General features: G+C 39.4%; 24 protein-coding genes. 23 read left to right on the top strand and 1 reads right to left on the bottom strand.

The window, feature by feature from the left end:
- Positions 1-4: 4 nt before the first annotated feature.
- Together N7548_RS05460 and uxaC are read left to right on the top strand one after the other, a co-directional pair.
- Entirely contained in the window at positions 5-1,489 is a 1,485-nt protein-coding gene (locus N7548_RS05460; RefSeq protein WP_277617989.1) for a UxaA family hydrolase, read from the top strand.
- Between the two features lie 11 nt (positions 1,490-1,500).
- Positions 1,501-2,892: a glucuronate isomerase gene (gene uxaC / locus N7548_RS05455; RefSeq protein ID WP_263608458.1), complete on the top strand. Its 1,392-nt coding sequence runs from the start codon at positions 1,501-1,503 to the stop codon at positions 2,890-2,892.
- Here uxaC and N7548_RS05450 read toward each other — a convergent pair.
- Complete coding sequence (locus N7548_RS05450; protein WP_263608457.1) at positions 2,882-3,772, bottom strand: pectinesterase family protein; 891 nt, start codon at positions 3,770-3,772, stop codon at positions 2,882-2,884. The two genes, uxaC and N7548_RS05450, sit on opposite strands and share 11 nt — an antisense overlap.
- 43 nt (positions 3,773-3,815) lie before the next feature.
- Between N7548_RS05450 and N7548_RS05445 the strand changes: the two genes are divergently transcribed.
- The 21 genes from N7548_RS05445 (at position 3,816) to N7548_RS05345 (ending at position 23,770) form a co-directional block, all read left to right on the top strand.
- On the top strand, positions 3,816-4,388 hold the full coding sequence (locus N7548_RS05445) for a hypothetical protein (RefSeq protein WP_263608456.1): 573 nt from the start codon (positions 3,816-3,818) through the stop codon (positions 4,386-4,388).
- On the top strand, positions 4,378-5,415 hold the full coding sequence (locus N7548_RS05440) for an ABC transporter permease (protein WP_263608455.1): 1,038 nt from the start codon (positions 4,378-4,380) through the stop codon (positions 5,413-5,415). The genes N7548_RS05445 and N7548_RS05440 overlap by 11 nt, the downstream gene beginning before the upstream one ends.
- Positions 5,416-5,426: 11 nt before the next feature.
- Positions 5,427-6,290 (top strand): carbohydrate ABC transporter permease, encoded by an 864-nt coding sequence (locus N7548_RS05435; protein ID WP_263608454.1) that lies wholly within the window; start codon positions 5,427-5,429, stop codon positions 6,288-6,290.
- A gap of 22 nt (positions 6,291-6,312) precedes the next feature.
- Positions 6,313-8,871 carry a bacterial Ig-like domain-containing protein gene (locus N7548_RS05430; RefSeq protein ID WP_263608453.1) on the top strand — a complete coding sequence of 853 codons (2,559 nt, stop codon included), beginning with the start codon at positions 6,313-6,315 and terminating at the stop codon, positions 8,869-8,871.
- 81 nt (positions 8,872-8,952) lie between these two features.
- Positions 8,953-9,522 carry a hypothetical protein gene (locus N7548_RS05425; protein ID WP_263608452.1) on the top strand — a complete coding sequence of 190 codons (570 nt, stop codon included), beginning with the start codon at positions 8,953-8,955 and terminating at the stop codon, positions 9,520-9,522.
- Entirely contained in the window at positions 9,509-9,955 is a 447-nt protein-coding gene (locus tag N7548_RS05420) for a hypothetical protein (RefSeq protein WP_263608451.1), read from the top strand. Before N7548_RS05425 ends, N7548_RS05420 begins: the two co-directional genes overlap by 14 nt.
- A gap of 1 nt (position 9,956) precedes the next feature.
- A complete protein-coding gene (locus N7548_RS05415; protein ID WP_263608450.1) occupies positions 9,957-11,060 on the top strand; it encodes an ABC transporter ATP-binding protein in 1,104 nt (367 codons plus the stop codon).
- Positions 11,053-11,553 carry a hypothetical protein gene (locus N7548_RS05410; RefSeq protein WP_263608449.1) on the top strand — a complete coding sequence of 167 codons (501 nt, stop codon included), beginning with the start codon at positions 11,053-11,055 and terminating at the stop codon, positions 11,551-11,553. Before N7548_RS05415 ends, N7548_RS05410 begins: the two co-directional genes overlap by 8 nt.
- Positions 11,534-12,061: a hypothetical protein gene (locus N7548_RS05405; protein WP_263608448.1), complete on the top strand. Its 528-nt coding sequence runs from the start codon at positions 11,534-11,536 to the stop codon at positions 12,059-12,061. The genes N7548_RS05410 and N7548_RS05405 overlap by 20 nt, the downstream gene beginning before the upstream one ends.
- A gap of 9 nt (positions 12,062-12,070) precedes the next feature.
- A complete protein-coding gene (locus tag N7548_RS05400; protein ID WP_263608447.1) occupies positions 12,071-13,621 on the top strand; it encodes a glycoside hydrolase family 28 protein in 1,551 nt (516 codons plus the stop codon).
- A gap of 61 nt (positions 13,622-13,682) precedes the next feature.
- On the top strand, positions 13,683-14,327 hold the full coding sequence (locus N7548_RS05395) for a bifunctional 2-keto-4-hydroxyglutarate aldolase/2-keto-3-deoxy-6-phosphogluconate aldolase (RefSeq protein ID WP_263608446.1): 645 nt from the start codon (positions 13,683-13,685) through the stop codon (positions 14,325-14,327).
- A 3-nt stretch (positions 14,328-14,330) separates the two neighbouring features.
- Entirely contained in the window at positions 14,331-14,789 is a 459-nt protein-coding gene (locus N7548_RS05390) for a NanQ anomerase/TabA/YiaL family protein (protein ID WP_263608445.1), read from the top strand.
- 9 nt (positions 14,790-14,798) lie between these two features.
- Positions 14,799-15,815 (top strand): sugar kinase, encoded by a 1,017-nt coding sequence (locus N7548_RS05385; protein ID WP_263608444.1) that lies wholly within the window; start codon positions 14,799-14,801, stop codon positions 15,813-15,815.
- 25 nt (positions 15,816-15,840) lie between these two features.
- Positions 15,841-16,560, top strand: a complete 720-nt coding sequence (locus N7548_RS05380) for an IclR family transcriptional regulator (RefSeq protein ID WP_263608443.1) — start codon at positions 15,841-15,843, stop codon at positions 16,558-16,560.
- The gene (locus N7548_RS05375) at positions 16,560-17,384 is read left to right on the top strand and encodes a sugar phosphate isomerase/epimerase family protein (RefSeq protein ID WP_263608442.1); all 825 of its coding nucleotides are present in this window, start codon (positions 16,560-16,562) and stop codon (positions 17,382-17,384) included. Before N7548_RS05380 ends, N7548_RS05375 begins: the two co-directional genes overlap by 1 nt.
- Positions 17,381-18,217, top strand: coding sequence for a 5-dehydro-4-deoxy-D-glucuronate isomerase (gene kduI, locus N7548_RS05370; RefSeq protein WP_263608441.1), 837 nt, complete (start codon positions 17,381-17,383; stop codon positions 18,215-18,217). Before N7548_RS05375 ends, kduI begins: the two co-directional genes overlap by 4 nt.
- 13 nt (positions 18,218-18,230) lie before the next feature.
- Positions 18,231-19,001 carry a 2-dehydro-3-deoxy-D-gluconate 5-dehydrogenase KduD gene (gene kduD / locus N7548_RS05365; protein WP_263608440.1) on the top strand — a complete coding sequence of 257 codons (771 nt, stop codon included), beginning with the start codon at positions 18,231-18,233 and terminating at the stop codon, positions 18,999-19,001.
- A gap of 104 nt (positions 19,002-19,105) precedes the next feature.
- Positions 19,106-20,038, top strand: a complete 933-nt coding sequence (locus tag N7548_RS05360; protein ID WP_263608439.1) for a hypothetical protein — start codon at positions 19,106-19,108, stop codon at positions 20,036-20,038.
- Positions 20,035-20,775: a type III pantothenate kinase gene (locus N7548_RS05355; RefSeq protein WP_263608438.1), complete on the top strand. Its 741-nt coding sequence runs from the start codon at positions 20,035-20,037 to the stop codon at positions 20,773-20,775. The genes N7548_RS05360 and N7548_RS05355 overlap by 4 nt, the downstream gene beginning before the upstream one ends.
- A gap of 69 nt (positions 20,776-20,844) precedes the next feature.
- Positions 20,845-22,515 carry a phospho-sugar mutase gene (locus N7548_RS05350; RefSeq protein ID WP_263608437.1) on the top strand — a complete coding sequence of 557 codons (1,671 nt, stop codon included), beginning with the start codon at positions 20,845-20,847 and terminating at the stop codon, positions 22,513-22,515.
- Between the two features lie 10 nt (positions 22,516-22,525).
- Entirely contained in the window at positions 22,526-23,770 is a 1,245-nt protein-coding gene (locus N7548_RS05345; protein WP_263608436.1) for an aminopeptidase P family protein, read from the top strand.
- Positions 23,771-23,777 lie beyond the last annotated feature (7 nt).

Below are 23,777 nucleotides of genomic sequence, written 5' to 3'. Positions count from 1 at the left end.
CGCTTTGAAACAAACTCAATTTTTAATCATTCATCCGGATGACAATGTGATGATCGCTTTAATGGATCTAAAACAAGGTCAAATGGTGAATGGTATTATCTTAAAAGAAGATATTTTAAAAGGACACAAAATCGCGATAAAGGATTTATCTGTCAGTGAAGATGTCATTAAATATGGCTTTCCGATTGGACACGCGACACAAAACATCATAAAAGGTGCGCACGTACATGTGCACAACCTATCAACCAATTTAAACGATGTCTTGGATTATCAATTTGAACCACAATACGAATCTTATGAAGTCAAACCTAAAAATCGCGATGTGTATGTCTATCGTCGAAAAAATGGTGAAGTTGGCATTCGTAATGAACTTTGGATTGTGCCTACGGTTGGATGTATCGTTGGTCAAACCAGACAACTGGCTGACTTATTCATGAGAGAAGTCAATCCTGGTCCTGAATTCGATGGTATCCATCTATTCGGGCACCAATTCGGTTGTTCTCAAATGGGTGACGACCATGAAAACACCAAGGAAACCTTACAAAACATTGCGAAACATCCCAATGCAGGTGCCGTTTTGGTATTAGGGCTAGGTTGTGAAAACAATCAAGTCAAAGCATTTAGAGAATCCTATGGTGATTATGATCCTAATCGCGTTAAATTCCTCGTCATGCAAGAAGTGGAAGATGAATTAGAAGCCGGTTTAGAGGTTCTAAAAGAACTTTATGAAGCGATGAAAGATGATCAACGCGTCAAAGCGGACATCTCAGAATTGCGTATCGGATTGAAATGTGGGGGATCGGATGGCCTATCAGGCATCACAGCTAACCCATTGTTAGGTAAACTCTCAGATTATATCACACACCATGGTGGGACCACTGTATTGACCGAAGTACCAGAAATGTTTGGTGCAGAAAAAATATTGATGAGACGTTCGAAGGATGAACACGTTTTCCACAAAACCGTTAATCTCATCAATGATTTCAAAGCCTATTATAAAAAGAATGACCAAGTCATTTATGATAACCCATCCCCAGGTAATAAAAATGGGGGTATCTCAACCTTAGAAGACAAGTCTTTAGGGTGTACACAAAAAGCCGGTTTATCGATGGTTTGTGATGTTTTAGGACAAACAGACCGTTTAAAAACCAAAGGCTTAAACTTAATCAGTGCCCCAGGTAATGATTTGGTTTCTGTCACCACGTTGGGTATGAGTGGTTGTCAATTGGTGTTGTTCTCAACTGGTCGTGGAACCCCATTTGGTGGGTTTATTCCAACCATTAAAGTTTCAACCAACTCAGAAATATACCATAAAAAACCCAATTGGATTGATTTTAACGCAGGTTCACTGACCGAAGGCGTCGATATGGACACCTTGTTAGAACAGTTCATCGATTTCATTGTTTCCGTGGTCAATGGTAAAAAGACACGAAATGAAATCAATCACTTTAGAGAAATAGGTATTTTTAAAACAGGCGTTATCCTATAAGGAGGACATATATGCATACATTTATGAATCAGGATTTCATGTTATCCAACGAAGTTTCAAAAAAACTTTATCATGAATATGCTTCTAAAATGCCAATCATCGATTATCATTGTCATTTAAACCCAAAGGAAATTTATGAGAACAAACCATTTGAGAATTTATCAAAGGTTTGGCTGGGTGGTGACCATTATAAATGGCGCTTGATGCGTGCCAATGGGGTCGATGAATCCTTCATTACAGGCAATCAACCTGATTTTGAAAAATTCTATAAATATGCAGAAGTCATGCCTTACTTGGTAGGAAATCCATTGTATCATTGGAGCCATTTGGAATTACGTCGTTTCTTCAACATAGAAACATTGTTATCTCCAAAAACAGCTAAAGCCATCTATGATGAAGCCAATGCACAATTAAAACACTTAACACCCAAGAAATTCATCGAAATGAGCAATGTCAAATTGGTTTGTACAACCGATGACCCAGTCGATGACTTGAAATACCATGAATTACTTGAAAAAGAAAATAACGCATTTAAAGTTAAACCAGCTTTCAGACCTGATAAAGCCATCAATATTGAACTTTCATGGTTCAACGATTGGCTCAATCAATTGAGCGGTGTGGTTGGATTTCCAATCGACACGGTCAATGACTTGATGAAAGCATTGGAATTAAGAATGGATTATTTCCATGAACATGGGTGCCGTTTATCGGACCATGGGCTAGATTCCATTCACTTCCAAGATACCAATGATGAAGAGATTGACCTTATTTTCAAACGAGCTAGAGCAAAAGTAACTTTGCATAAAGATGAAGTTGAAAAATACAAGGGTTATATGTTGGTGTTCTTAGGCAAAGCTTATCACCAACGTGGTTGGGTCCAACAATACCACATTGGGGCACTTAGAAATAACTCCAAACGCATGTTACAAACCTTAGGACCAGATACCGGATATGACGCCATCAATGATGAATTGATTGCGAAACCATTGTCTCGCATCCTAGATGCTTTAGATCATCATGACCAACTACCAAAAACCATCATTTACGCCTTAAATCCGCGTGATCATGAAGTGGTTGTCACCTTGATGCAAGCATTCCAAGATGGCAAAACCCCTGGCAAACTACAATGTGGTTCTGCATGGTGGTTCAATGACACCATTGATGGTATGAAACGCCAAATGGATGCTTTAGCAAACAATGGCTTGTTATCCAGATTTGTTGGTATGTTGACAGATTCAAGATCCTTCTTAAGCTACCCACGCCATGAATACTTTAGACGACTCTTGTGTGATAAAATAGGTCGCTGGGTTGAAGCAGGTTTGTTCCCTGAAGACTATGAAGTCTTGGGCAGAATCGTTGAAGATATCGCTTACAACAACGCTAAGAAATACTTCAACATGTAAAAAAAAATCGCTTTTCAGCGATGATTTCCGAAATACTTAATTTCATGGTTTCGGGCAATGGTTTAGATAATGGGTGTGGCACATACGGGATTTCGTAATGCTCGAAATACGGCTTGTCCCAATCCATATAACGTTCTAACGCGATCGGCATATTGAATGTTGAATTGATGAAAATGGCTTTTCCTCCAGATCGCCAAGGTCGACTTAGAACAATGTTGTACTGTCCAAGGGATTGGAAACTACAACCATTAAAAACCAGCCCGAACGATGATTTGGGATGTGTAGAAGGGGCACTGATGTAGCCACTACCATTCGAAATGATCGTACAGTGATCGAAAAACGCATCACTACCACCAAATATAAAATCGATGTTTCCGATGATGGTCGAATCAAAGATGAATTGTCTTAAGGGACGATTGATCAATTCAAGACCACTTAAAATATGATCGTATCTTAAAATCAAATCCGATGGCAATGGCCCAAAGAACACGGTATCTTGGGTAGATTTTAAGACACAATTTTGAATCATTGTTTCATTTCCATAAGAAGAAAGCGCTATCGCTTGACCGATTTTGGGTCCGGTACCGCTGGTATTCTCAATGGTTAAATTGGATAGCATCACATGATCCGCCACAATCAGTACCGTTTGGGTTCTGAATGTGTTCATCAATAAACCATCTGCGTGAAATGTCAGTGCGTGGTCATCAAATGAGATGATGGCATCATGAGATTCACCAATCAATTTTAAATCAGGATGTCTGATTGTAAGTTTTTGTTTGTAAAATCCGTTGGATAAATACACTTCGAGTTTCGAATCGAGTGGGTATGAGTCTAAAATAGCTTGTATATCGTCTTGTGGGGTTAGCTTAATTTGTTTCATGTGTTCACCTCATGTAAATCTATTATATAAAGGAGGTCTTACTTTGACAATAGCGAAATACCGTCTCTTGGATTTGATTGTGTTAGGCGTTGTCGCCGTCATTGTCGATCTCATTGGATTTTTTGCCAGTCAAAAAGAGTTGATTTTCTTATACGTGACTTTATCCACCCCGATTTTGATGATTATCTATGTGCGTTGGGGCAAATATGGTCTATATGTCAATGGCGTTATCGCGCTATTGCATACGATACTCTATCGAAATTTCGACATCTTACCAATGTTGGGTTATATTGTATCAATCTTCGCACTCAGCAGTTCGATGGTATGGTTTAAAATCACGACCAAAGGTCAAATCCGTAGTGAAGTCTTGTTGTTAACCCTATATTTTTTAACAGGTTATCTCGCACTGTTCTTCACCCAAGTATTGTTACAGTATTGGCTTTTTGGCACAGTTGAATGGATCGTTCTTTTTACAAGACATGGGTTAAATATCATTTTAGGTTGGGTCATCCTAATGATCGCAAGGCATCAAGAAGATTTTATGGTAGATATGAAAGCATATCTCCTTAGGCAAATAAAGGAAAGACAAGAAGAGGAACGCATCTATGAGAGTTAACAACGACGTTAAAAACATGAGTTTGGATGATTTAAAACACGAACTCTTAATGGAGGAATTGGAAAAGAATAAATGGCATCGCTATTGGGTCGCGATTAAAAAAGACTGGCCTCTATATGTGATGTTGATTCCAGTCATTCTCTATTTCTTCGTTTTTAGATACATGCCAATCTATGGGATTTTGGCAGCATTTAAAAATCAAAATGATTTAACCTTGTCAGTCGGACAAGCCCCATTTGCTGGATTTTACGCATTTAGATCATTGATTGCTGGTGACTATGCGAAAGAGTTCTGGCAAGCGTTTCGTAACACATTCGCAATTTCGATGTATGGGTTGATTTTCGGTTTCCCGGTACCCATCATCTTGGCTTTATTCTTCTCGGAAATCAAATCAGATTTCTACCGAAGCTTAACCCAAATCTTAACCTATTTACCAAAATTCATCAGTACAGTCGTCATCACATCCATCATCACCTTAATGTTATTTGAAGGGAATGAACCACACCAAGCGCCAGGCGTCTTGACCTCACTCTTCCAAATGCTCGGTTTGATCGGTGAATCCACTCGAATGTTACATGAACCACAATACTTCCGATCGATTTACATCATCTCTGGTATTTGGGAAGGTGCCGGATATGGTTCGATTGTGTATTTCGCAGCAATCATGGCCATCAGCCCAACCAATTATGAAGCCGCACGTATTGATGGTGCGAATAAATTGGCACAAATCCGCTATGTTACATTACCAGGGATGGCACCAACCTTAACCATCATGCTCATCTTACGTATCGGTGAAATCTTATCGGTTGGTTATGAAAAAATCATCTTGTTGTATAACGTCCAAACGTATGAAACAGCCGATGTCATTTCAACCTTCGTTACCAGAATTGGTGGTTTGATGGGTGGACAATCCATCTCACTCAATACAGCAGCAGCTGCAGACTTGTTTAACTCGATCATCGCGATGTTCTTAGTCTTAGGCGCGAACTTCATATCGAAACGTGTATCTGACACGTCATTATTCTAAGGAGAACACCTATGCGAAGATTAGATATATCTGAAGTCATTTTTAAAGTCATAGCGTATGTGCTCGTTACCTTATTCGCCATCGCAGCACTATACCCATTCATTTATACGATATCGGCTTCGGTATCGGGGAAATTAGCATTTGAACAAGGCCGAGTTATCTTCTGGCCAGTCGATTTTCAATTAGACGCGTTGATCGCCGTCATCTCCGATAAAGGCTTCTGGATTGCGTATACGAATACGTTATTCTATACCTTCTTCGGGACCATGTTCTCGATGGTCATGTCGGTTGCGGCAGCGTATGCACTCTCCAAAGCTAGACTCGTTTTTAGAAGACAAATCAACTTCTTGATTGTCTTTACGATGTGGTTCTCCGCAGGGATGATTCCAACCTTCTTAAACTATAAGATGTTTGGGGTAGATTATCGCTGGGGGATCATCTACGGGTTTGGGGTACAAGCATTCAACGTCATTTTATTACGAAACTATTTTAGTGGGGTTTCCAAGGAAATTGAAGAAGCAGCCATCGTCGATGGTGCCAACGAATTCCAAGTCCTCACGAATGTATACTTACCGATGTCCAAGAGTGCGCTCGCGACAGTCACCTTATTCTATGCGTTATCCCGCTGGAATGGGTATTTCTGGAACCTCGTCCTTGTAAATTGGAATTTCGAACACCCGCTTCAAGTCCATCTAAGAAAATATCTAAGTGAATATTTGATGGATGAAAACGCATCGATTACGAATACACCATATTCACCGTATTCGTACATGTATGCGATGATTGTCATGTCTATTATCCCAATCATCGTTGTCTACCCTTACTTGCAAAAGTATTTCGCAAGAGGCGTCAACGTTGGTGGGGTTAAAGAATAAAGAAAGAGGAGGAAGAAAAAGTATGAAAAAAATGTTTGGGATAATCCTAACGGTATTATCACTATTCGTTTTAGCAGGCTGCATCGGTGGCGGTAATGAACCTGAACCGGAAAAAGTGTTGGTCGCAATCAACGTCAAAGTAGCACCTACTAAAACAGCTTATGAAGTCAACGATGCAACGCTTGACTTAGCAGGACTTCAAATTGAAGGTATCTATAATGATGCTTCCAGCGTGATTCTAACTCAAGGGACTGGTGCGAACCAATTCCAAGTTTCTGGATTCTCTACAGCTACACCTGGTCTTAAGACCATCACAGTCACTGTAGGTACTCTAACAACATCATTTGTCATTATTGTTAATGACCCAGATGCACCTGTGACCTTACTTGGTATCCAAGTGAAGTCATTACCATCCAAGACCACTTATGGTCTAAATGGCGTATTAAGCTTAAATGGTTTAGTCATTGAAGCATTATACTCTGATGGTTCTAAGGTTGCTGTACCACACGCTGAATTCACAGTGAGCGGGTTTGATTCTCTAACTGCTGGCTTAAAAGTCATTACAGTCACTTATGAAGCACAAACCACTCAATTCCAAGTGAATGTTAGTGCAGATTTAGTCGAAGATGATCCTTCAAAAGCCATCACATTGAATATGGCAATCAACTATGAAGGTAGAGGTATTTCTTATCAAGAAACCAACCCTTACGTTTCATTAAATGGTAAGACTTACACTGCTGGTATGTTAATGCCAGTATGGGAAGCCCTTGGTTCTAAGTTGAACATTACATTCCAAGATTCTAAAGTAAGTAGCAATACAACCAACCAATTCAACGAATTGTTAACCAACAGTTTCTCATCTGTTGACTTAATCAACGCAACTGGTGCACTATTAACACAATATGGTGTACAAGGCAGTAACTTCGTTGACCTATCTAAGTATCTAAACTCGATGCCTAACTTGAACCAATTCTTAACAGAAAATCCAGCAGTTAGAGCATCCATGACCGCAGCCGATGGTGGTATCTACTATACCCCTTATTTCGATGGTTTCGGTGAAATCGAACAAATGTTCTTAGTTCGTATTGACTGGGTTCAAGACATCCTTGATGTTGAATCTCCAGCATTCGATACAGCTGCTTACGAAGGTACATTCACGGTTGCTAATACAACCCCTGAAAACCTAAATGTGGTTGTAAAAGTTGCCAATGCAGATGGCACTACACGTGATGTCACTAAAGCACACACAGCAAACATCTTAACTACCCTTAAGAATTTACCAAGCAAGACTGGTGCATCGATGGCAAACGCATTCAGAGCTTACATGCAAGCAACTTATGGTAGCCAAGGTTATGCTAAATTATCAGACGTATTCGTTGGTACAGACGCTGCATACGATGTCGATGAATTGATCGCATTGATGTATGTTGTTAAAGCCAACCCACAATTCTTAACCAGAGAATTAACTACACCGAAGACTGCAGTTGAAGTTATGTTCCCAAGAACATCTCAAGCATCTCGTATTCGTAACTTATTCCGCGGATTAGAAATGTTTGGTCTACGTGGTATGTTCTCCAGATATGACTGGGCATACTTTGATGAACAAGGTGATATCGTTGATGCAAGAGCACAACAAGAAACCATTGATGGTGTTACTCAATTATCCAACCTATTTGCTGACCAATTGATCATTCAAACATTTGATGCAGCTGGTACAGTTGACCACAGAGCACAATTGTTACAAGGTTCATATGGTTTCATCACTTATGATTACAACGCATCTTCAACACCGAATGGTTATATCAATGCGGCAAAAGCATTAGACCCTTCATTCCGTTTTGAAGCCATCCTACCTCCAGTCAATGACTGGTTAGGCACTGGTGAATATTTCCACTTCTCTGAAGGCGTTCGTTCGCTTAAGAATGAAGCATGGGGTATTCCTTCACATGTTGAAAATGACACTGCTAAATTGGCAAGAATCTTGACATTGGTTGACGGTTTATATGACTATTCATCCAATGACTCCATTGGTAACATTCATTTATATGGTCCACAAGGCTTCATCGATGGACAAATCGAATACAATGGTGAAATGATCCCTGCAATTTCTGCAGCAGCATTAGCAGAAATGCAAACATTGGCATCTGGTAACATGATCAACTACTTAAGACGTTATGTTGGTGCAACCATGCCAATCGGACACATCAGAAGTCTTGGTCTTGAATTCCAAACCTTATCTGAACAAGGTGTATCTGGTATCCAAAGAATCAATACAGCGGTTCAAGCAGGTACATTCCGCTTAGCAGGTGTTTACCAATCAGAAAACCCTTGGTACAGATTAGCACCGTCCCTATTCGCATTGACATCTGATGAATTAGCAGATATGCAAACTTTAACTTACGATGACCTTTGGGCAGATGCACAATTGGCTAAACTCGTTCGTTATGGCTTCACTGGCAATGGTAATACAGTGACTACACAAGTTTATTTCGATACTTATGTCACTAAAGATGGCATCAATACTTACCAAGTCATTTACAAAGCTGCCTTAGAAGCGGCTTACGCAAGAGTTAACAAATAATTACACGTTTGGAACTAGAAGGGCAAATCGCCCTTCTAGGGTCCAACTTATCTAAACTTACATGAAAGTAGAAGTGATTTTATGCAAAATATCCTTAAAACAATCGGCAAATACATACAACCCATCATTTACACGCTATTGATATTGGCTGCAGCGGGGTTTTATGCTTATACCCTTGGTTATAGTACCAACTGGGCGTATATTGTCTCAGAAACGCGTGCCTCACAATTTTATCTCGCCTCACAAACCGCCAATAGAGTATTGTCTCAAGTCGGTTTTATTGGTGTGGTATTGTTATTATTACTCATTTTTACAGCATCATTGAGCCGTAAAACATTTTATAAGAGTAATATTGTTTTAAGTATACTTTCATCCATCACATTAGTGGTATCGGCTGTACTTACCTTATATTACAACAGTGTTTTAGAACCAATGTATCGAAACATTAGTCCATTAGAAGTACCTGATCATCTATATCAAATCAGACGTACCGTTAAAAATTATATGGTATTTCAGTTTGGTAACTTATATGCCATATTCATGATTGTCGTAGCGGTTTTGGTTGTGGTATTCTTAGTATATAAACTAAAAGCACAAAAAGAACGTGCACAACTCATTCAAGAGGCGGTGAAATCTTATGGCAACCATTAACAATATTCGTGTCGATAAGATGCGCTATCAACAAAATAAACTGGCTTACTGGTTCGTATTGCTAGCCATGGTAAGTCAAATCGTCTCATTATTTACAACCATCATTCCAAGATCAATTACCCCTACATTTTCAACCGCTATGGAAATTTTGATCAACATCACATTATTGTTGTTATCATTCTTAGCAGCAGAAAAAGTTAAAGCTTACAGCAACAAATGGGCATATGGTCTATTTGTGATTGCGTTCGCCCATCTGTTACGCATATTTTATGAACCATTAAAATTATTTCGTTTAGGTCAAATCACAGCAGGACACTATTTTATCATCATCGACCTCATTGTTGGATCCATCATCTTACTCGTGATTGCTGCTGTCATCACCATGCAAAAACATCGTAAATTGATGTCACATTTAAAGGAATTGGGTGAATAATATGTCTACGATGTCACTACAAAATGTCAATAAAATCTATTTGAATGGTGTACAAGCGGTGTTTGATTTCAATATTGATATCAAACATGGCGAATTCATCGTTTTGGTTGGGCCTTCAGGTTGTGGTAAATCCACGACCTTACGAATGATTGCAGGTCTAGAAGAAATCTCAACCGGTGATTTAATCATTGATGGCGTTAGAGTCAACGATGAAGCACCAAAAGATCGCGATATCGCGATGGTTTTCCAAAATTATGCACTTTACGCACACATGACTGTGTATCATAACATGGCATTCTCTTTAACCTTACGCAAAGAAAATTCTGATTTGATTCATGAACGTGTCATGTGGGCCGCCAATATCCTTGGTTTAAAACCCTATTTGAATCGTAAACCTCGTGAATTATCTGGTGGTCAAAGACAAAGAGTCGCTTTGGGACGCGCCATCGTTCGTGACCCAAAAGTATTCTTACTCGATGAACCACTATCGAACTTGGATGCGAAACTCAGAGGTATCATGCGTAAAGAATTAAAAGAATTACACCATAGATTAGGTTCAACCATGCTTTATGTTACCCATGACCAAATTGAAGCCTTAACATTGGCTGACCGCATGGTTGTCATGAAAGATGGTTATGTCCAACAAATCGGAACTCCAGTGGAAGTTTATCAAAAACCCAACAATCTGTTTGTTGCGAGTTTCATCGGTACACCACCAATGAATATTTTCAGGGGTGATTTAGATGCGAATGGTTTACTTGAAATTGATGGTGTAAAAATCCATATCAATGAAGCCAAACCATTTAAAGTACTACAATCCAAAGGCTATTTTGGTAAAGAAATTCTAGTCGGATTAAGACCAGAAAATTTCCGAATTTGTAAGCTTTGCGATGCCAAAGAAGTCGAAGGATTCAACACCACCGTCCAATTATATGAATTATTAGGGGCTGAAGCGTTGGTTCATGTGCGTTTTGGGGGTAAAAATGTAATCTTAAAAGTCAATGCGCGTCATGTCTATACCCCAGGTGATGAAGTGGTAGTTTCATTTGACCAATCCCACCTATATTTCTTCGATAAGGAAACGGAGGTCAGTATTTATGAATAGTGTTAAGCAAAAAGAATCGTTTAAATCGAGTATGAAACGCTGGTATGACTATAATAAATACAGCATTCCTACGATTTTCACAGTCATTGGGTCGTTGATTTATACACTGTTCTTAGATTTTAGAACCAACGGGTTTGTCTTTAGATCGCATATTTCTGCTATCAATGAATTGACTAATAAAGAGGTTGGATTCTATTTATTCGCCTTGTATATCATCGCGCTGGTTCAAATTTTCAATTCGATGTCGTTTTCTAAAAAACGCTCACCGATGTCGCTCATATTGTTCACCGTGCTAAACTTGTTTCAAGGTTTATTTGTGTTCTTATATTCCAACGCATTTTTATATGAAGCAGCGACGCGTGCCGATTATACACTTAAAAATTACAGTATCATGTCCATGGGAATCATGGCAGCCGGATTTGTATTTTATGTGATTGCTACGCTATTTGCGTGGGTTTATGTGGATTGGAAATATGTCAAAATTGAAGACTAATAAAGACCATGATGGGTTCAATCCCTATGGCATTGACAAATTAGCGAATATCAAACCTGGCGTCAAAATCGGATTCATGAAGTTTTGGTTCTCTGGCGCTGCATTCTTCGTCACATTTACAGCTTTATCCATCAATACATATGATGTGTTAGATCGTTTTGTTTTGCTCATTCTTATCTTAACTTTGGCTGTTGAATACATATCAAATAAAGTCATTATTTGGATGAACAATGATAAGACACATACCTTAAAATACCTACCATTTTTCATCAAACGAAGCTCTATTCTAAGCTTATTGGCTTCATTGGGCTTTGTTATCGTGATGGTGGTCACCAGTGTATTATTTGTAGAATTCTGGATGTGGATTCGTTTACCATCGGTAGGTATGTTGATGTTTGGTTTTGATAATAAAGGTATTGATCCGATATCATTCGGATTGGTATATTGGCTCATGGATTTCATATGGATTTCAGTCCGTCAATGGGTCAGCCATAAAATAAAAAAGTAGGAGTTCACCATGTTTAAACTCATATTTAAATCCTCAAGAAGTTTTACATTTGAGTTAGACAATCAAGCGATTTATTATAGCCCAAGCGCGTTTAACGTGTTTTTGAATGACACGTTGGTTTTACAAGACGTAAAAACCAATGTGTTTTCTATTTATGGCTTGTTGCCTAACACCACATATACCGTTCAAGTTGCGGATACAAAAGCAACTTTTACAACCGATTTCGAATCACTTTCGCTCAATATCATGGATTTTGGTGCGAAAGGGGATGGTTTTGCAGATGATACTATGGCCATTCAAACCGCTATTTTATCAGCTCCCAAGCAAGCCCGTGTATTTATTCCAAAAGGCATTTATTTGGTTGGACCGATTTTCTTAATGAGTGATGTTACCATCGAACTCGAATTAGGTGCAACCTTATTATATGTAACAGATCGTTCAAAATACCCTATTTTACCAGCAAGATTCACCAAACCGGATGGGTCGTTCTATGAATTGGCCTCTTGGGAAGGTGTCGCAGCACCACAATACGCATCGATGATTACCGGTTTAAACGTTGAAAACGTTAAAATCATTGGTCAAGGTGTCTTTGATGGCAACGCTCAAAATAGTGACTGGTGGGTAAAACACAAAGTGATGCGCGGTGCGTGGCGTCCGAATGGGTTATTCCTCGTGCATTCGAAAAATGTCGCATTACAAGGGGTAACCATTAAAAATACACCATCCTGGAATTTACACCCTTATTTTTCTGAACACATCGATTTTATCGATTTAAAAATTGAATCACCCAAAGATTCACCCAACACCGATGGTTGTGACCCTGAATCCTGTAAAGATGTTCGCATCATCGGCATCGATTTTTCTGTGGGAGACGATTGTATCGCGCTTAAATCAGGAAAGATTGAATTAGGAAAAACCTACAAACAACCTTGTGAACGTGTTGTGATCCGTAACTGTATGATGAAATATGGTCATGGTGCGGTGGTCTTGGGTTCAGAAATGTCGGGTGGGATGAAAGACATCGAGGTATCCCAATGTTATTTCTTAGATACCGATCGAGGTTTGCGTATTAAAACGCGTCGTGGACGCGGTAAAGACGCCATCATCGACGGCATCACATTCAATAACATTTATATGAAAGGTGTACTAACGCCACTGGTCATGAACATGTATTATTTCTGTGATGACGATGGCAAGACTGAATATGTGTGGTCAAAAGAAGCCTTACCAGTGGATGATCGTACCCCATTTTTAGGCAAATTTGTCTTTAAAAATATGGTTTGTGAAGATGTCCATGTAGCGGCTGGATTCTTTTATGGGTTACCAGAACAACCAATCAAAAGCATTGAACTTGAAAACATCCAATTCAGCTACGCTAAAAACCCGGAAGCAGGCATTCCTGCGATGATGAGTTTTGAAGAACCGAGAACGAAACAAGGACTCTACTTCAACTATGTCGATGACGTCCGTATTAATAATGTCAGCATTCAAGGGGCTGAAGGGGAAACCATTACCCTTAATCACGTAAAAAATAAAGAAATTATCGATACTACCTTGTAAAACTAAAACGTATACACTACAATGATGATAGGTGTCTATCATATTGAACGGAGATTATGATATGCAAAACCCCATTTTAGAACAAATTAAATCGGTTGGTGTTGTCGCTGTTGTGCGTGCACAAACCAAAGAAGAAGCAACCAAGATTGCAGAGGCTTGCATTCAAGGTGGATTAAAAGCCATTGAATTGACTTTTACGGTACCAAAAGCCGACGAAGTAATCGCTCATTTAGCCAACAATATTCCAGCAGATCGTTTAATTTTAGGCGCTGGTACGGTGTTAGATCAAGCAACTGCAGAACTAGCGATCAAAGCTGGCGCAAAGTACATTGTTAGCCCAGGTTTTGATTTAGCGACAGCTGAGTACTGCTTGTCTGTAGGTGTCCCTTACATGCCTGGATGCATGACCATCACAGAAATGCTTACAGCACTTAAAGCTGGGGTAGAAATCATTAAATTATTCCCAGGATCGGTATTTGGACCAGGATTTGTTAAAGCTGTTAAAGGTCCACTTCCGAACATTCAAATCATGCCAACCGGCGGTGTTTCACTCGACAATGTTGCTGAGTGGATCAAAAACGGTGTGGTTGCTGTTGGTGTCGGTGGTGAATTAACAGCACCTGCTAAAAAAGGTGATTTCAAAGCAGTAGAAGACAATGCTAGAGCATTCGTTGAGGCGGTTGCAAAAGCAAGAAAAGAGGCATAAATCATGATTGTTGACCACATTAAGAATCTACATTTGTATGTTTCGTTAAATCCGAATATTCAAACAGTGATCGATTTCATTGAAAAGAATGACATTAAAGCACTCCAACCAGGTAACCATGTTGTTGACTCGAATGTTCGTTTAATTCGTGAAGATTATGTCCCAAAACCATTGATGCAATGTTATTTTGAATCTCATCAGCAATTTGGTGACATTCAATTGGTATTAGAAGGTACAGAAATTTTTGGTTATTTGGAAGCAGACGATCTTAAATTCCAAGTCACAGAAGCTTACAACCCTGAAAAAGACGTGATGAAGGGTCAATCACTTGGCTATTTTTCAACGGTCTTATTGACCAAAGGCATGTTCGCAATGGTATTAAAAAATGAATTGCATATGCCAAAACTTTCCAACGGTACACAAGAAACCGTTAAGAAAGCTGTATTTAAAGTGAAATTATAAGGAGAACCTATGAAAATCATTACCCTTGGGGAAATCATGTTGAGATTATCTCCAACCGATAAAAACCGATTTGTACAAGCCGACAGCTTTGATGTTGTTTATGGTGGTGGTGAAGCAAATGTTGCAGTATCTTTAGCCAACTATGGACACGATGCTTACTTTGTTTCAAAATTACCAAAACATGAAATTGGTCAATCCGCTGTCAACTCACTCAGAAAATTTGGCGTTCACACCGAACATATTTTAAGAGGTGGCGAACGTATAGGGATATATTATTTAGAACACGGGGCATCGATGCGTCCATCTAAAGTCATTTATGACAGAGCAGACAGTGCCATCGCTTTAGCAAAACCAGAAGAATTTAATTGGGATGAAATCTTTAAAGATGCCCAATGGTTTCACTTCTCAGGGATTACCCCAGCAATTTCTGAAAATGGCGCAGCCATCACCAAAGCAGCATGTATCGCAGCAAAAAAACACGGTGTTACGGTTTCTGTCGATTTAAACTATCGCAAGAAATTATGGACACCTGAACAAGCTCAAAAAGTCATGAAAGACCTCATGCAATACGTGGATGTATGTATTGGTAATGAAGAAGATGCAGAGTTAACCCTAGGATTTAAACCTGGTGGTGACGTTACTAAAGGTGAATTGGATCACTCTGGTTATGAACGTATTTTCAAAGAAATGTTGGAAACCTTTAAATTCAAATATGTGGTAACCACATTGAGAGAATCTCATTCCGCATCTGACAATGGGTGGAGTGCATTGATTTATAATGGCAAAGAATTCTATTATTCCAAGTCCTATGAAATTCGCATTGTCGACCGTGTTGGCGGTGGAGATTCCTTTTCTGGTGGACTGATTCACGGTTTGTTAACCAAGAAAACCCAAGGGGAAGCTTTGGAATTTGCAGTGGCAGCCAGTGCCCTCAAACACACCATTTTCGGTGATTACAATTTAGTAGATGAAAAAGAAGTTGAAACATTGGCCAAAGGAGATGCTTCTGGTCGAGTTCAACGCTAATAAATAGCGAAAGAAGGTAACACAAATGAAAGACAACCGCTCCGTCAACCGTATTTTAGCCATTTTAGAACTGATTTCAAAAAATCCAGATGGTTTAACCTTGGGTGAAATTTATCGTGAACTCGATATGCCTAAAGCGACCGCTTATGATTTTTTACAAACACTCTATAAAGCAGATGCGATTTATTACAAAGATCCTTTTCGAAAGACATATGTCATTGGATCAAAGATGTACGCTATCGGGTCCGTTTACACCAAAAACTCCAATTTTATCACCACTTCAGCCCCATTGTTAAAACAATTTTCCGATGAGTATGGGTGCAATGCTTTCGCAACAAAACGCATCAATGGCGATAAAATCGTGTTTGTTCACGTGTATCAATCCCCTCAAAGCCAAATCGTATCACACGTCGAAGTGGGACTCATCTACAATTCATTCTCGGATAATTTTGTGGGTGAATGTTATGCCGCATTTGATAAAAAAATTGAAGGTGTGGTTCGCATTGATGAATCTAAAAAGAAAGATATCCTGAATAAAGGGTATGTTTGTGAATTGGGTGGCGAATTGAACCACGTCATGAATATTGCGATTCCTGTCTATAACTTTGAGAATAGAGTGGTTGGGGTAGTAGCAGTATCGAGATTACATACATCGATGGAAGATACCCAAGCCCTCGCGAAACAATTTAAAGAAGTCGGCAAGCAAATTTCACGACGTTTGGGTTATTTAGGAGATATATTGTAATGAAAATTGGGATTCGAGCACATGATATGGGTAAAATGGATGCGAAATCACTGTTTCAACGTGCTCAATCGTTCGGGTTTGATGGTATTCAACTGGTGGTCAACAAGGCACTAGATCAAGAACCAGAACTCACCGAAGCAGCATTTGAAACCTTATCAACCCATCAACATGGGGTAGAGGTTTTATTGTTAGGCAGTTATTTTAATCCCATTCATAGCAATCAAGCAAGAGTACAACAAGGCATCGAGCGGTTCAATCAACAATTGAAACTAGCCCATCTCCTGAATACAAAATATGTTGCATCCGAAACAGGGTCATATAACGATGACCAGTGGACTTATCATGAACAAAATCACACCAAAATGGCATATGAACAAGTTTTATCTGTGTTTAAACCATTGGTTAATATGGCAGAAAGTGTCGGTAAAACGGTTTTGGTTGAAGCAGCCTATGCCCACGTGATTTTCTCACCATATTCATTAAAACGATTTGTGCTTGACTTAAATAGCACGCATGTCAAAGTCATCATTGACTTATACAATTTGCTCAATGTCAGAAACCATCGTCAACATGAAGCTATTTTAAAGGAAGCATTACACCTGTTAAAAGAAGATATTGCAGTTTTTCATTTAAAAAATTACCAACTTAAAGAAGGCAAGTTGGTTCAAGTCGGTTTAAACAAAGGGTTATTCGACTATCGTAAACTTTTACCACTGATGTTAGAAAGCAACCCGGATGCTTATTATATATTTGAAGGCATCACTGGTGAAGACATCGCTGAAAGTTTAGCATTCATCCAACAGATACAGGAGGAAAACCAATGAAATTTCAAGTCCGTTATTCAACCAGTCCTGAGGATTCAAAATCCTATGATACAGCCAAATTGAGAGCAACCTATTTGATTGAAGAAGTCTTTATCAAAGACGATATCTCACTCACCTATTCGCATTTTGATCGCATCATTGCAGGTGGTGTTTTTCCAGTGACCACTTCACTTAAATTAGATGCACCTGAAGAAGTAGCAAGTGAATATTTCTTACAAAGAAGAGAACTCGGTGTCATCAATATTGGTGGCGAAGGGTACATTATTTACGATGGTTTTAAACAAACCATGGCCCATAAAGATGGACTATATTTGGGTAGAGGGGTTCAATCCATCGAGTTTTTCTCGGTAGATCCCAATCAACCAGCCAAATTTTACATCAATTCAAGCCCGGCACATAAAGCGTATCCAAATAAACATATTCCATTTTCAATCACAAATCCACGTGCAGTAGGTGCTGAATCTACCATGAATAAACGTGTGATTTATCAATATTTACATCCAGCGATTTTGGAAACCTGTCAACTTCAAATGGGGCTAACGGAACTCGCGAATGGGTCATCATGGAATACCATGCCTTGCCATACCCATGAACGCCGTATGGAAGTGTATTTCTATTTCAATTTACCATCGGAACATCGTGTATTTCATATGATGGGTAGACCCGATGAAACCAGACACATCGTCATGGCCAATGAACAAGCGGTCATTTCACCAAGTTGGAGCATCCATGCAGGTGTAGCAACCACCAATTATACCTTTATTTGGGGTATGTGTGGTGAAAACCAAGCGTATGATGACATGGATTTTATCCAAACCAAAGATTTAAAATAAAGAGGAGAATAGTATGGGAATCTTAGATCAATTCAGTTTAAAAGGCAAAGTTGCCATTGTTACAGGCGCATCCACAGGTTTAGGCCAAGGTATGTGCTTAGGTTTAGCCGATGCAGGTGCTGACATTGTCGGTGTAGACTATGTCGATATGCCAGAAACAAAAGTTCAAGTCGAAGCTTTGGGCAAACGTTTTTATGGCATTAAAAAAGATTTAATCAATTCAAAACAAGCCGATTTGGTTGCTTTGGTTGAAGAAGCTGTTAAAGCGATGGGTCATGTCGATATTTTGGTCAATAACGCCGGTATCATTAAAAGACAAGACGCCCTTGAATTCTCAGAATCCAATTGGGATGATGTCATGAACATCAATTCTCGTACGGTGTTTTTCTTATCACAAGCATGTGCCAACCAATTTGTAAAACAACAAACCGGTGGTAAGATCATTTCTGTTGCTTCGATGTTGGCATATCAAGGTGGCATTCGTGTGCCTTCTTATACCGCTTCTAAGTCAGCAGTTAAAGGGATTACCATGGCCATGGCCAATGAATGGGCCAAATATAACATCAACGTCAACGCGATTGCACCAGGGTATATGGCAACCAACAATACCAAACAACTCCGTGACGATGAAACCAGAGCGGGTCAAATTCTTGAAAGAATCCCTGCCGGTCGCTGGGGTTTACCAAGCGATATGATGGGTGCGATTGTATTCTTAGCATCCGATGCATCATCTTATGTCAATGGCTTTACACTCGCCGTCGATGGTGGCTGGTTAGCAAGATAACACAAATGGAACCTTTGGGTTCCTTTTTTGTTGAAATGATGAAACAAAAGTTCTATAATATGGGTGTACTTATGGGACCCTTTGTGGCCTAAAAAGGAGAAAAAATGAGAGATAAAAGACTGTTTCAACTCACACTAACAGCCGTATTTGTGACGATCATTATGACCATGTCGTTGTTACCACAAATCGGATTCATCACGGTGATGCCAGGGGTATCTGTAACCCTCGTGCACATTCCTGTGATTGTTGGTGTTTTTTTAGTGGATCGACGTAACGCGATCATTTTGGGATTTTTTATGGGGCTAGGCTCGATGATTGCATCGTATATTTATGGTGCTACGGCGTTTGACTTGGCATTCCAATTGCCATGGATTTCGATTTTGCCGAGAATGCTTTTTGCATGGGCAGCCTTTGAAGTGGTTCAAGTTTTTAAAAAGATTGAAACCATCAAAATGGGTAAAGTTATTCTATTTGGGGTTGTATCATTGGTTACACTTTTCGCATTGTTTTACGGTTCAAAAGCCATCGTGACAGCAAATGCTTGGTCAACTTATAATGGACAACAAGCAGAAATGTATGCATTAAGGGCTGAAGCGGATCAATTAGAATCTGAAGACCGTGATGTCGAAGCGTTAGCGAAACGCGCAGAGGCTTTAGTGATTGAACTGAATTTACCGACACTCGCGGATGAAGCTACCGCTAAAGAAGCCAAAATTGGTGGTATAGTAACCCCAATCGTGCTGTTCTTAACGGTGGTGTTCTTAGTGGCTTATTATTGGTTTATTGAAAAACATCAAGGTAGCTTTGTATTCATTCCATCGTCATTCATTCTCGCTACAGTCATCCATACCGTGCTGGTACTCAGTGTGGTTGCGATATTTAAACCTGCGATTTTCAGCATGGGATTTACCGATGTGATTTCGGTCATCTATGGCATCGCTATGACAAATGGACTGATGGAAGCATTGGCTGCAGTATTGGTTGGTACACCGATTATTGTCGGTATTCTAAACTATACTAGAAAGGAACTTATATGATTTTACTGATTGATGTTGGGAATACAGAAGTTAAAATTGGGGTTACCAGAGGAGATAAAATCGAACAAAAGTTTCGTCTATCCACTGATCGAAATCTATCGGCCGATGCCTATTATTTACTCATCCATCCATTCATAAAAAATGAAGTGGTTGAAAATGTAGCGATTGCATCCGTGGTACCACCTGTGACGAAGGCACTGAAAGAGCTATTCATCAAATACTATCAAATACAGCCTTTAGTGGTTGGACCTGGCATCAAAACAGGGATCAATGTTAAAACCGACTATCCCAAAGAAGTCGGTGCTGACCTCATTTGTGCAGTCGCTGGTGCGAGAACTGAACCAACACCGGTATTGATTGTCGATTTAGGTACAGCAACCAAATACATTTATATGGAAAAAGCCACCATTAAAGGCGTCATCATTACCCCAGGAGTGATGATTTCGATGCGTGCGATGGTGTCGAATACCGCGTTGTTACCGGAATTTGATCTTGAAGTACCCGCCAAAGTACTGGGTACCAACACGATTGCTTGTATGCAATCTGGTGTGACTTATGGGGTAGCTGCTCAAGTTGATGGGTTGATCGAACGTATTCAAACGGAAGTTGGTCAAAGTTTTAAGGTTATCATGACAGGCGGACTTTCCGAAATTATCAAACCTTTGTGTCGTACTCAGGTAGAACGTGATGAACACTTGGTTCTTCGTGGACTCTACGATATATTATTAAAAAATTAACAGCTTCGGCTGTTTTTTTGTTAAAATAGGGTGATAATCGTTTATAATATTCACATGAGGAGGGATAGTATGGATTACATCCAAAAATATCAGTCCTGGGTTAATTATGAAGCCTTGGATTCAACATTAAAAACAGAATTATTACAGATGAATGATGCACAAAAAGAAGATGCATTTTATGTCGATATCGAGTTTGGTACTGGCGGTATTCGTGGGTTGATGGGGGCAGGCACCAACCGTGTCAATGTTTACACCATCATGCGTGCGACTTTGGGATTTTCAAGATATATTTTAAGTCTCAAACGTCACAAAAAGGTCGCCATCTCTTACGACAATCGACTCAACTCAAGCGCATTCGCGTTGCGTGCTGCTGGGGTGCTCGCAGCACAAGGGATAGAAGTTTATATCACTAAAAACCTTAGACCGACACCGTATCTATCGTACATGGTTAGAACCAATGATTGTGATGGAGGTATTATGATTACCGCATCCCATAACCCTAAGGCTTACAATGGGTATAAAGTCTATGACGAAACCGGTTGTCAATTGGTGCCACGTTTGGCAGATATCGTCATTCAAGAAATCCAAACCATTGAAGATTATTTTCAAATTCCATTTGACGAATCTTCACCATTGATTCATTGGGTCGATGAAGCGTTTGATCAACAATATCTAGAACAAGTTAAAACCATTCAAATTGAAAAGTTGGATAAAAAACCACTTAAATTCGTTTATTCACCTTTACATGGTGCTGGTGGACCGATCGTTCCTAACCTTTTAAAATCGCTTGGTTATGATGTTTATCCGGTTGAATCACAAATGGTCAATGACCCTAATTTTGGCGCAACCGCATCCTCAAACCCAGAAGAAAAACTCGCGTATGAAGGCGCATTAGCACTGGCTAAACAAATCCAAGGGGACTTGGTTTTGGTCACAGACCCAGATGCAGACCGTTTAGGTGTCATGGTGAAACATCAAGGTAAATACCATTTCTTAAGTGGGAACCAAACCGCATCTCTAACACTCTATTATGTATTAAGCCGTAAACAAGCCCATGGGTTATTACCTAAAAACGGGTATGTATTTACAACCAATGTCACAACACCATTGATTGAAAAAATCGCGAAATCGTTTGATATGACGGTGGAAACGACCTTAACAGGTTTTAAATTCATTGGTGAAAAAGCCAAAGCCATTGAAGGGTCTGGGGTTTATGTGTTTGGCTGTGAAGAATCATATGGGTCTTTGATCTCCGACTTCGTTCGCGATAAAGATGCTGTACAAGCCGTATACATGCTTTGTGAAATGGCAACCTTTATGGCGGAAAAGCATCAAACCTTGATTGATTTGCTGAATACGGTTTATGAACAATATGGTTACTTTGTTGAAGAAACCCTCAATTTAAACTTATCCGGGATCGAAGGTAAAAAGCGTATTGAATCGTTGATGACTTATTTTAGAAACAACCGTCTATCGATTAAAAACAAAGAAATCGTTCAAATCGACGATGTTTTAAAACAACAAACTTGGCGTAAAACTGGCGTTGAACCGCTCAATTATCCAGTGTCCAATGTCCTTAAATTTTATTATCGCGATGGATCATGGATAGTCTTACGTCCGTCAGGCACTGAACCTAAACTGAAGATTTATATGTCTGTGGTGGGTCAAACCAAAGCAATGGCTGAAGAAACACTTGAAAACTATAAACTTACAGTTCAAGGCTTATTAGGACAAATATAGGAGAAAAAATATGTATATTAATAACCGTAAAAATGTATTGAATCGCATGGAAAATCAAAGCTTCGCAGTGTTTTTTTCAGGCATCGCACCTTTATCGACAGCAGATGAACAATACCCATTTGAAGTTAATCGTAATTTTTATTATTTGACTGGGATTGAACAAGAAGATGTCATTTTGGTATTACTCAAAGGTGCTGGTTTGGAAAAAGCCATCTTATTCATTGAACCGGTAGACCCTGTTCAAGCGCTATGGGTAGGTGCAGGTTTGACCAAAGAAGAAGCGATTGGTGTATCCGGTGTCACCGATATTTATGACCGAAAAGATTTTGAAGCGGTTTTAAGCAAATACCTTCAGGATTCACGTGCGGCTGTATTTGGCGCGCTCAAGTATCTTTATCTGGATTTAGAACGTCGTGATCTACGTCATATGCCTACTTTAGCCAATCAATTTGGGGATTTGATGAAGTCAAAGTATCCCAATTTAATGGTTGCGAGTATCCATCCTGAACTGGGTGAACTGAGAAGCATCAAACAACCTCAAGAAGTTGAAGCGATGCAAAAAGCCATTGAAATTACCCGTGAAGGTATTGAAGCCCTTTATAAAGCTGCCAAAGCAGGGATTAAAGAACATCAACTCGAAGCCCACTACAATTTTGTGTTAAATCAACATGGGGTTAAACCTTCATTTGGTACAATCGCTGCCAACGGGTCTAACGCAACCATTCTTCACTATCGTAAAAACAACGCATTGATTGAAGAAAATAACTTGATTTTATTCGATTTGGGTGTTCAAAAGGACATGTATTGTTCCGATATCACCCGAACATTCCCAGTGAGTGGTCAGTTCACTGAACGTCAAAAAGCCTATTATGAAATCGTCCTTGAAGCGAACAAACGCTCGATTGAGTTTTTAAAGCCAGGGGTTACTTTTAAAGAATGGAACGATTTTGGTAAAAAAGTATTGGCTGAAGGGTTGATTAAACTTGGAAAGATAAAAGATGAATCCGAAGTAACGAAGTACTATTACCATTCGTTAGGCCATTTCTTAGGCCTAGATGTTCATGATGTCGGTAATTACACCAAACCATTTGAAGAAAACCAAGTACTTACCGTTGAACCGGGCTTATACATCGCCGATGAAGGTATTGGTATTCGTATCGAAGACAATGTCTTATTAACCAAAGATGGTCGAATCAATTTATCGAAGTCAATTATCAAAGAAGTGAAAGACATTGAAGCATTCATGAAAAAATAATCGATTA

This window comes from Paracholeplasma manati (assembly GCF_025742995.1).
GTDB classification, from domain to species: Bacteria; Bacillota_I; Bacilli_A; order Acholeplasmatales; family UBA5453; genus Paracholeplasma; species Paracholeplasma manati.
The sequence above is the reverse complement of the archived record's forward strand: the minus strand, read 5'-3'. Positions and strand labels throughout refer to the sequence as shown.